Raw genomic sequence first — 11,880 nt, 5'->3', positions numbered from 1 at the left:
TATTTTGGTCTTTAATTCCGATTAATTCTGTGGTATTCTTAATAAGTCTCATAAGTTCTTCCTAATGATGGTTTGGTCGCTTTTCATTATAGTTCTTATGGGACTTTTTGTGTACACTCAAAAAGCTCTATAATCTCTACAGTGGTTTTACCCACTACAGAAATTATAGAGCCCTCGAAAACCAGCCTAGTGCTGGTTTTTTGTGTTCTGAAGAGAGTAGTTGGGAATCAATCCTACTGCTCTTTTTGGTAAAAAAAAACTCACTCCATTAAGGAGTGAGAATAGCCATAAATTAGTAAGTCAAGACAAAGTTTTTCTTCTTACCACGACGGATAACAGTAATTTCATTATCAATTTTATCTGTGTCTGAGAGAGTGTAATCCAAGTCTTGTACACGTTCACCGTTGATGTAGATAGCGCCGTTTTGGACATCTTCACGTGCTTGACGTTTAGATGGTGAAATTTTTGCATTGACGAGAAGTTCAACGATGTTCAGATTTTCATCTGCTGAAATTTCATATGTTGGGACACCGTTGAGGGCAACTTTAAGGTCGCGTGCTGAGAGAGCTTTAAGGTTACCAGCGAAGAGTTGTTCAGTGATGTGAACAGCTTGTTCGTAAGCTTCTTTACCGTGAACCAAAGTAACAACCTCACGAGCCAAAACCTTTTGTGCCAAACGTTGGTGACGAGCTTGGTCAAATTCTTTACCGATCTCTTCGATTTCTTCAAGTGACAAGAAAGTGAAAATCTTCAAGAAGCGAACAGCGTCATCATCCATAACGTTGAGCCAGAATTGGTACATTTCGTAAGGTGTTGTTTTAGTAGCATCAAGCCAGACAGCGTTACCTTCAGATTTACCGAATTTTTTACCAGTTGAATCTGTGATAAGTGGTACAGTGATGACATGTCCAGATTTATCTGCTTTACGACGCAAGAGCTCAGTACCTGCTGTCATGTTACCCCATTGGTCAGAACCACCAATTTGGAGGGTTACGCCGTACTTATCGTTGAGTTCATAGAAATCGTAACCTTGCATGATTTGGTAGGCAAACTCAGTGTAAGAGATACCTGTTTCGATACGTTTCTTAACAGATTCCTTACTCATCATGTAGTTAACCGTGAAGTATTTACCTACGTCACGCAAGAAATCAATGAAGCTGACTGAACCAAACCAGTCATAGTTGTTGACCATAACGGCCTTGTTGTCACCATTTTCAAAATCAAGGAAACGAGAGAGTTGTCCTTGGATTTTTTCAACCCAACCTTCAACAGTTTCTTTGGTTTGCAGGCTACGTTCAGCATCTTTAAATGATGGGTCACCAATCAAACCTGTTGCACCACCAACGAGGGCGTAAGGTTTGTGTCCAGCCAATTGAAGTCGGCGACTTGTAAGGATAGCGACAAGGTGTCCAAGGTGGAGACTGTCTGCTGTTGGGTCATAACCAGTGTAGTATGAGACTGGTCCCTCTTCAAAGGCTTTTACAAGGGCTTCTTCATCAGTGGTTTGAAAAATCAAGCCACGTGCTTTTAGTTCTTCAAAAATTGTCATGATATTCTCCAGTAAAGTATATTCTGCACCATTATACCAAAAGAAAGCAACCCTATGCAAGCTTTGTCAAAGTTTGTTATAATAGGCTTTGAGGTATTTCTATGAATTTTGAAAAAATAATAAATTATTTTAGGCGACTAGGGCAGACTATTCGTACAAAGTTTGCTGGTTCTAGGTCTAAAAGAGGAGATAAATCTTTTAAAGAAAGGAAAGCTACGACTGGATCTAAGTGGAATCGTAAGCAAGCACGGAAGTCGCCTGAGGATGGGATGACACTCTTAGACATGGGTGATGTTTTCTTAAAAACCTTAAAGCTCTTGTCTGATTTCTTTTATGTGGTTATTATCGTTCTCACCTTATTCGGTGCAGGAATTGGTTTGGGTTATCTGGGGAGTCAAATTGAGTCTGTTCCATCGATTAAGGACAAAACCTTGTTGAATCAGATTAGTGAGGTTAGTTTGGTATCTTCGATGAGCTATTCTGATTCCAAGAAGATTGCGGATATTGATACTGACTTGCTGAGAACACCTATTGAGAGTGATGCGATTTCTAACAATGTCAAAAATGCCATCATTGCGACTGAGGATGAAAATTTTAAAAAGCATAAGGGTGTTGTACCAAAGGCAGTTTTTAGGGCTTTGGTGTCATCAGTTTTGGGGGTTGGCTCTTCAAGTGGTGGTTCGACGCTAACGCAGCAGTTAATCAAGCAACAGGTAACAGGCGATGCGCCAACCTTTAAACGTAAGGCGGCAGAGATTATCTATGCTTTACAATTGGAGCGTCGCGCTTCTAAAAATGAAATTTTAACCGATTATCTGAATGTTTCTCCTTTTGGACGTAACAACAAGGGGAAAAATATTGCTGGTATTGAGGAGGCTGCTCAAGGTATCTTTGGGGTATCTGCAGCGGATTTGACAGTTCCTCAGGCGGCCTATCTGGCAGGTTTGCCACAGAGCCCGATTGTCTACTCACCTTATACAGCTGATGGTCAATTAAAAAATGCAGAGGATCTTTCTTATGGCTTAGCACGTCAGCAAGATGTACTCTACAATCTTTATCGCGGTGGCTATCTAGATAAGTCGCAGTATGAAAGCTATAAGGGTTATGATATCACTAAAGATTTCAAGGCTGGTGAGAAGTCTGATGCTGTAAGTCATGACTATTTGTACTATTCTGTTATGTCTGAGGCCCAGGATGTCATGTATGATTATCTAATTAAACGTGACAAGGTATCGAGTCAAGATTTGAAAAATGATAAAACCAAGGAAAGCTATCGTGAGAGGGCCCTACAAGAGCTACAAACTGGTGGCTACAGCGTTAAGACAACTATTGATAATGCAGTTTATAATGCGATGCAAGATGCTGCGAGTCAATATGGTGGCCTCCTCGACCAAGGTGGAAATAGTGGAGTTGAAGTCGGAAATGTGCTCATGGATAATGCGACTGGAGCAATTCTAGGATTTGTTGGTGGTCGTAGTTACGAAAATAACCAAAATAACCATGCCTTTGATACGGCACGCTCTCCGGGATCTACAATTAAGCCTATTATTGCCTATGGAATTGCTATTGATCAAGGTTTGATGGGGAGCTCAAGTATCCTTTCTAACTACCCAACTAATTTTACGGGTGGAACGCCTATTCTCCATGATGGTGATAAGGGGACAGCTATGATGAACCTACAAGAGGCACTCAATACCTCATGGAACATTCCAGCCTTTTGGACTTATCAAATGCTTCAACATCATGATGTTGATGTTGAGGGTTACATGACCAAGATGGGTTATAAGATTGCTAATTACAATATCGAGAGTTTGCCTCTTGGTGGGGGGGTTGAAACCACAGTTGCCCAGCAAGTAAATGCCTATCAGATGCTTTCAAATGGTGGCGTCTATGAGAAGGGCCATATGATTGATAGTATTACTGATCGGACTGGCGAAGTTATCTATCAACATAAATCTGAAGGGGTGCAAGTCTTTTCAAGGGCTACGGCTAGTATCATGGATAACTTACTCAAAGAAGTTGTGGTTAAGGGAGCGACAACTCAATTTCATTCTGAGTTGAAAAATGTCAATGGTGCAGCGGCTTCAGCTGACTGGATGGGTAAAACAGGAACGACAAATAATTTTGTAGATTCTTGGTTGATAGTGTCGACGCCTGGTATTACCCTTGGAGGTTGGGCTGGTTATGACAACAATGCACCTACCAATTCTAAAACGGGTTACATATATAATTCCCAATATATGGCTCGTTTGACATCCGCCATCTACAATGCCAATCCAGGTATTTTTAAAACGGGAGATAAGTTTAATATCGATTCAAGTGCTATTAAGGCAAGTGTGCTCAAATCAACAGGTCTTAAACCAGCAACAGTGTCTGTCAATGGTCGTAATGTTTCTGTAAGTGGTGAAATGGTTGATACTTATTGGGCTAAAAATGGACCTGGAGATACGACCTACAAGTTTGCTGTTGGTGGAACTGACAGTGACTATCAAAAAGCCTGGTCTAGTATTCTTGGAGGGCATTAGGAATTCCCAAGAAAACTTGCAAAAAAGCAAAAAATTAGGTATAATATAGACAACTATTTGTCGTCTTACTTGGTTGAAATATTGTCCAATCAAGAGATACAGCAGTTAAATCAACGTTTTTTCGGTCAGATTTAGCTGCTATTTTTGTGCTTATTTTTAGGATTTTCAAGTGTTGTAACTCATATTTAAAGGTTCTAAAAATTCAAATACTAAGTTTTTTGCTTATCCTTAATCAGATAAGTGGATATTAGTGTTTAATTACTTGTTAATGGGACAAGCAACTGAACAAGGCAGAAGACAAATATTTAAAGTGCACGACTTGCAAAGCAGGTCTCGAATGTAGAAAAGGAGTAGAAGACTTGGCAGGACATGACGTTCAATACGGGAAACATCGTACCCGTCGTAGTTTTTCAAGAATCAAAGAAGTTCTTGATTTACCAAACTTGATTGAAATCCAAACGGATTCATTCAAAGAATTCTTGGATACTGGTCTTAAAGAGGTTTTTGAGGATGTACTTCCTATCTCAAACTTCACAGACACTATGGAATTGGAATTCGTTGGTTACGAATTGAAAGAGCCTAAGTATACACTTGAAGAAGCTCGTATCCACGATGCATCATACTCAGCACCTATCTTTGTGACTTTCCGTCTTATTAACAAAGAAACTGGTGAAATCAAAACTCAGGAAGTCTTCTTCGGAGATTTCCCTATTATGACTGAGATGGGTACTTTCATCATCAATGGTGGTGAACGTATTATCGTTTCTCAGTTGGTGCGCTCACCTGGTGTTTACTTTAACGATAAGGTTGATAAAAACGGTAAAGTGGGTTATGGATCAACAGTTATCCCTAACCGTGGGGCATGGCTTGAGCTTGAAACAGATTCAAAAGACATTGCCTACACTCGTATCGACCGTACACGTAAGATTCCATTCACAACACTTGTGCGTGCGCTTGGATTCTCAGGTGATGACGAAATTGTTGATATCTTTGGTGATAGCGAGTTGGTTCGTAATACCATTGAAAAAGATATCCACAAAAACCCAGCAGATTCACGTACTGATGAAGCGCTTAAAGAAATTTATGAACGTCTTCGTCCAGGTGAACCAAAAACTGCCGACAGCTCACGTAGCTTGCTTGTAGCTCGTTTCTTTGATCCACGTCGTTATGACTTGGCTGCTGTTGGTCGTTACAAAGTCAATAAAAAACTTAACATCAAGACACGTCTTTTGGGACAAACAATTGCTGAAAACTTGGTAGATCCTGAAACAGGTGAAATCCTTGTTGAAGCTGGTACTGAAATGACACGTGATGTGATTGATTCAATCGCAGAATACTTGGATGGCGATTTGAACAAATTTGTATACACACCAAACGATTATGCGGTGGTTACAGAACCTGTTGTTCTTCAAAAATTCAAGGTTGTTGCACCAAATGATCCAGATCGTGTGGTTACAATTGTTGGTAATGCCAACCCAGATGACAAAGTTCGTGCTTTGACAACATCGGATATCTTGGCTGAAATGAGTTACTTCCTCAACCTTGCTGAAGGTATCGGTAAAGTAGACGATATCGACCACCTTGGTAACCGTCGTATCCGTGCGGTTGGTGAATTGCTTGCTAACCAATTCCGTATTGGTTTGGCTCGTATGGAACGTAACGTACGTGAGCGTATGTCAGTTCAAGATAACGAAGTCTTGACACCACAACAAATCATCAATATTCGCCCTGTAACTGCTGCTGTTAAAGAATTCTTCGGTTCTTCACAGTTGTCACAGTTCATGGACCAACACAACCCATTGTCAGAGTTGTCACACAAACGTCGTTTGTCAGCCTTGGGACCTGGTGGTTTGACACGTGACCGTGCCGGATATGAAGTTCGTGACGTGCACTACACGCACTACGGTCGTATGTGTCCAATTGAAACACCTGAAGGACCTAACATCGGTTTGATCAATAACTTGTCTTCATATGGACACCTTAACAAGTACGGTTTCATTCAAACACCATACCGTAAGGTTGACCGTGCAACTGGTAAAGTAACCAACGAAGTGGTTTGGTTGACTGCTGATGAAGAAGATGAGTACACAGTTGCTCAGGCTAACTCTAAATTGAACGAAGATGGAACATTTGCAGAAGAAATCGTTATGGGTCGTCACCAAGGTAATAACCAAGAGTACCCATCACACCTTGTAGATTTCGTGGATGTTTCTCCTAAACAGGTAGTTGCCGTTGCGACAGCATGTATTCCTTTCTTAGAAAACGATGACTCTAACCGTGCCCTTATGGGTGCCAACATGCAACGTCAGGCTGTGCCTTTGATTGATCCTAAAGCACCTTATGTTGGTACTGGTATGGAATATCAAGCTGCCCACGATTCAGGAGCTGCAGTTATCGCCCAACACGACGGTAAAGTTGTCTACTCTGATGCTGATAAAGTTGAAGTTCGTCGTGAAGATGGTTCTCTTGATGTTTATACTATTCAAAAATTCCGTCGTTCAAACTCAGGTACTGCCTATAACCAACGTACTTTGGTTAAGGTTGGCGATATTGTTGAAAAAGGTGACTTTATCGCTGATGGTCCATCTATGGAAGGTGGAGAAATGGCCCTCGGTCAAAACCCTATCGTCGCATACATGACATGGGAAGGTTACAACTTCGAGGATGCCGTTATCATGAGTGAGCGTCTTGTGAAAGATGACGTTTATACATCTGTTCACTTGGAAGAATTCGAATCAGAAACACGTGATACAAAGCTTGGGCCTGAAGAAATCACACGTGAATTGCCAAACGTTGGTGAAGAAGCCCTCAAAGACCTTGACGAAATGGGTATTATCCGTATCGGTGCTGAGGTTAAAGAAGGTGACATTCTTGTTGGTAAGGTAACACCTAAGGGTGAAAAAGACCTTTCTGCTGAAGAACGTCTTCTCCATGCTATCTTTGGTGATAAATCTCGTGAAGTACGTGATACGTCACTCCGTGTACCTCACGGTGGTGATGGTGTCGTTCGTGATGTTAAAATCTTCACACGTGCAAACGGTGACGAATTGCAATCAGGTGTTAACATGCTTGTTCGTGTTTACATCGCTCAAAAACGTAAGATCAAGGTCGGAGATAAGATGGCCGGTCGTCACGGTAACAAGGGGGTTGTTTCTCGTATTGTTCCGGTTGAAGACATGCCTTACCTTCCAGACGGTACACCAGTTGATATCATGTTGAACCCACTTGGGGTGCCATCACGTATGAACATCGGTCAGGTTATGGAACTTCACCTTGGTATGGCTGCACGTAACTTGGGTATCCACATCGCAACACCAGTCTTTGATGGAGCAAGCTCAGAAGACCTCTGGGATACTGTTCGTGAAGCAGGTATGGATAGTGATGCTAAGACAATCCTTTACGATGGACGTACAGGTGAACCATTTGATAACCGTGTGTCAGTTGGTGTCATGTACATGATCAAACTTCACCACATGGTTGATGATAAACTTCACGCTCGTTCAGTAGGTCCTTACTCACTTGTTACCCAACAACCTCTTGGTGGTAAAGCGCAATTTGGTGGACAACGTTTCGGTGAGATGGAGGTTTGGGCCCTTGAAGCTTATGGTGCATCAAATATCCTTCAAGAAATTTTGACTTACAAGTCAGATGACGTTAACGGACGTTTGAAAGCCTATGAAGCTATCACTAAAGGTAAACCAATTCCAAAACCAGGTGTACCAGAATCATTCCGAGTACTTGTTAAAGAATTGCAATCACTTGGTCTTGATATGCGTGTCCTTGATGAGGATGACTACGAAGTTGAATTACGTGATCTTGATGAAGGTGAAGACGATGATGTCATGCACGTTGATGATCTTGAAAAAGCACGTGTACAACAAGCCAAAGAAGCTGCTGAATTAGAAAAAGCTAAAGAAGAAGCTTCAGATAAAACAGAATAAAATAAGCTTTAGAGAGGGAGTTCACTCTCTCTACTAAGGTAGCTGATAAAGGTGAGAATAGCGCTGCTATTGTCAATAGAATAAAAGAAAGGTAATACTAGTGGTTGACGTAAATCGATTTAAAAGTATGCAAATCACACTAGCTTCACCAACTAAGGTCCGTTCATGGTCTTATGGTGAAGTTAAGAAACCTGAAACAATCAACTACCGTACGCTCAAACCAGAACGCGAAGGTCTCTTCGATGAAGTGATCTTTGGTCCTACCAAAGACTGGGAATGTGCGTGTGGAAAATACAAACGTATCCGTTATAAAGGTATCGTTTGTGACCGCTGTGGTGTTGAAGTAACACGTGCTAAGGTTCGTCGTGAACGTATGGGTCACATCGAGTTGAAAGCACCAGTATCACACATCTGGTACTTCAAGGGAATCCCTTCTCGTATGGGATTGACTTTGGACATGAGTCCTCGTGCGCTTGAAGAAGTTATTTACTTCGCAGCTTACGTGGTTATTGATCCAAAGGAAACACCACTTGAACCAAAATCTCTCTTGACAGAACGTGAATATCGTGAAAAATTGCAAGAGTATGGACATGGTTCATTTGTCGCTAAAATGGGTGCCGAAGCTATCCAAGATCTCTTGAAACAAGTAGATTTGGAAGCTGAAATTGCTGAACTCAAAGAAGAGTTGAAAACAGCAACTGGTCAAAAACGTGTTAAAGCTGTTCGTCGTTTGGACGTTCTTGATGCCTTCTACAAGTCTGGTAACAAACCAGAATGGATGGTGCTTAACATCTTGCCAGTATTGCCACCAGACCTTCGTCCAATGGTTCAATTGGATGGTGGACGTTTTGCGGCATCTGACTTGAACGATCTTTATCGTCGTGTTATCAACCGTAACAATCGTTTGGCTCGTTTGCTTGAATTGAATGCCCCAGGTATCATCGTGCAAAACGAAAAACGTATGTTGCAAGAAGCGGTAGATGCCCTTATCGATAATGGACGTCGTGGTCGTCCAATCACTGGACCAGGTAGTCGTCCACTTAAATCTTTGAGCCACATGCTTAAAGGTAAACAAGGTCGTTTCCGCCAAAACTTGCTTGGTAAACGTGTTGACTTCTCTGGACGTTCCGTTATCGCCGTTGGTCCAACACTTAAAATGTACCAATGTGGTGTGCCACGTTTGATGGCCATCGAACTTTTCAAACCATTTGTGATGCGTGAAATCGTTGCGCGTGAATACGCAGGTAACGTGAAAGCCGCTAAACGTATGGTTGAACGTGGTGATGAACGTATTTGGGATATTCTTGAAGATGTTATCAAGGAACACCCAGTACTTCTTAACCGCGCACCTACCCTCCACCGTTTGGGTATCCAGGCCTTCGAACCTGTCTTGATTGATGGTAAGGCCCTTCGTCTTCATCCATTGGTATGTGAGGCCTACAATGCCGACTTTGACGGTGACCAAATGGCCATCCACGTTCCATTGTCTGAAGAAGCTCAAGCTGAAGCACGTTTGCTCCTTCTTGCGGCTGAACACATCCTTAACCCTAAAGACGGTAAACCGGTCGTAACGCCATCTCAGGATATGGTTCTTGGTAACTACTACTTGACTATGGAAGAAGAAGGCCGTGAGGGTGAAGGTATGGTCTTCAAGGATATTGATGAGGCAGTTATGGCTTATCGTAATGGTTATGTTCACTTGCATAGCCGTGTCGGTATCGCAGTAGACAGCATGCCTGATAAACCTTGGAAAGAAAACCAACTTCACAAGATTATGGTTACAACTGTTGGTAAGATTCTCTTTAACTCAATCATTCCAGCAGAAATTCCATATCTTCAAGAAACAACAAATGAGAACCTGACAGATAGTACACCAGATAAGTACTTCCTTGAACCAGGTCAAGATATCCAAACAGTTATTGATAGTTTGGAAATTAATGCGCCATTCAAGAAGAAAAATCTTGGTAACATCATCGCTGAAACCTTCAAACGTCTTCGTACGACTGAAACATCAGCCTTCCTTGACCGTTTGAAAGACCTTGGTTACTACCACTCAACACTTGCTGGTTTGACAGTGGGTATCGCCGATATCCCAGTTATCGATAACAAACAAGAAATTATCGATGCTGCTCACCACCGTGTTGAAGAAATTAACAAGGCCTTCCGTCGTGGTTTGATGACAGATGATGACCGTTATGTTGCTGTTACAACAACATGGCGTGAAGCGAAAGAAGCACTTGAAAAACGTCTGATTGAGACACAAGATCCTAAGAACCCAATCGTTATGATGATGGACTCAGGAGCTCGTGGTAACATCTCTAACTTCTCTCAACTTGCCGGTATGCGTGGTTTGATGGCTGCTCCTAATGGACGTATCATGGAATTGCCTATCCTTTCAAACTTCCGTGAAGGTTTGAGCGTTTTGGAAATGTTCTTCTCTACTCACGGTGCGCGTAAAGGTATGACCGATACGGCCCTTAAGACAGCCGACTCAGGTTACCTTACTCGTCGTTTGGTTGACGTTGCCCAAGATGTTATCATCCGTGAAGATGACTGTGGAACAGACCGTGGTCTTCTCATCCGTGCGATTACTGACGGTAAAGAAGTTACGGAAACACTTGAAGAACGTCTTCAAGGTCGTTACACTAAGAAATCAGTTAAGAATCCTACAACAGGTGAAGTAATCGTAGGTCCAGATACTTTGATTACTGAAGACATGGCTGCTGCTATTGTCAATGCTGGTGTTGAAGAAGTAACTATCCGTTCAGTCTTTACATGTAACACACGTCACGGTGTCTGCCGTCACTGTTACGGTATCAACTTGGCAACAGGTGATGCGGTTGAAGTTGGTGAAGCAGTTGGTACTATCGCCGCTCAATCTATCGGGGAACCTGGTACACAGCTTACTATGCGTACCTTCCACACCGGTGGGGTAGCCTCAAATACCGATATCACACAGGGTCTTCCACGTATCCAGGAAATCTTTGAAGCACGTAACCCTAAAGGGGAAGCGGTTATCACTGAAGTTAAAGGTACTGTTATTGAAATCGAAGAAGATGCCGCAACACGTACTAAGAAAGTCTTCGTTCAAGGTAAGACTGGAATGGGTGAATACGTTGTTCCATTTACAGCTCGTATGAAAGTTGAAGTGGGTGACGAAGTACACCGTGGTGCAGCCTTGACAGAAGGGTCAATCCAACCTAAACGTCTCCTTGAAGTGCGTGATACCTTGTCAGTTGAAACTTATCTTCTTGCAGAAGTGCAAAAAGTTTACCGTAGCCAAGGGGTAGAAATCGGTGACAAACACGTCGAAGTAATGGTTCGTCAAATGCTTCGTAAAGTACGTGTTATGGATCCAGGTGATACAGATCTCCTTCCAGGTACACTTATGGACATTTCTGACTTCACAGATGCTAACAAGGATATTGTTATCTCTGGTGGTGTTCCTGCAACATCTCGTCCAGTCCTTCTTGGTATTACGAAAGCCTCACTTGAAACAAATTCATTCTTGTCAGCGGCTTCCTTCCAAGAAACAACACGTGTGCTTACAGATGCAGCTATCCGTGGTAAGAAAGACCATCTCCTTGGTCTTAAAGAAAATGTTATCATTGGTAAGACTATTCCTGCTGGTACAGGTATGGCTCGTTACCGTAACATTGAACCACTTTCAGTTAACGAAGTCGAAGTTATTGAAAACATTGCTGTTGATGAAGCAATTGTGGAATCATCTGAAGACTAAAACGAAATCAAAAGAACTCACAATGAATTGTGAGTTCTTTTCGTATTTATGGCTCTTTGTCAACTGTAGTGGGTGACGAAAAGCTAACATCTAGAGAGAACCTGATAGGTTTTCTCTTTTTGTATG

4 protein-coding genes are annotated in these 11,880 nt (G+C 42.1%); 3 read left to right on the top strand and 1 reads right to left on the bottom strand.

Annotated features, from left to right (window positions below; genetic code table 11):
- Positions 1-292: 292 nt before the first annotated feature.
- Positions 293-1,549 (bottom strand): tyrosine--tRNA ligase, encoded by a 1,257-nt coding sequence (gene tyrS, locus H7T99_RS10215; RefSeq protein WP_003092098.1) that lies wholly within the window; start codon positions 1,547-1,549, stop codon positions 293-295.
- 101 nt (positions 1,550-1,650) lie between these two features.
- Here tyrS and pbp1b point away from each other — a divergent pair, with 101 nt between their 5' ends.
- From pbp1b to rpoC, 3 genes are all read left to right on the top strand, one after another.
- Entirely contained in the window at positions 1,651-4,074 is a 2,424-nt protein-coding gene (gene pbp1b / locus H7T99_RS10210) for a penicillin-binding protein PBP1B (protein ID WP_037603702.1), read from the top strand.
- A gap of 359 nt (positions 4,075-4,433) precedes the next feature.
- Positions 4,434-8,015, top strand: a complete 3,582-nt coding sequence (rpoB, locus tag H7T99_RS10205) for a DNA-directed RNA polymerase subunit beta (RefSeq protein ID WP_037603705.1) — start codon at positions 4,434-4,436, stop codon at positions 8,013-8,015.
- A 100-nt stretch (positions 8,016-8,115) separates the two neighbouring features.
- The gene (rpoC, locus tag H7T99_RS10200; protein ID WP_037603707.1) at positions 8,116-11,754 is read left to right on the top strand and encodes a DNA-directed RNA polymerase subunit beta'; all 3,639 of its coding nucleotides are present in this window, start codon (positions 8,116-8,118) and stop codon (positions 11,752-11,754) included.
- Positions 11,755-11,880: the final 126 nt, after the last annotated feature.

This window comes from Streptococcus sp. 17.1, assembly GCF_016648655.1.
In the GTDB taxonomy this organism is placed as follows: domain Bacteria; phylum Bacillota; class Bacilli; order Lactobacillales; family Streptococcaceae; genus Streptococcus; species Streptococcus salivarius_E.
Note: the sequence above shows the minus strand (reverse complement) of the source record. Positions and strands in the feature narration are given on the sequence as shown.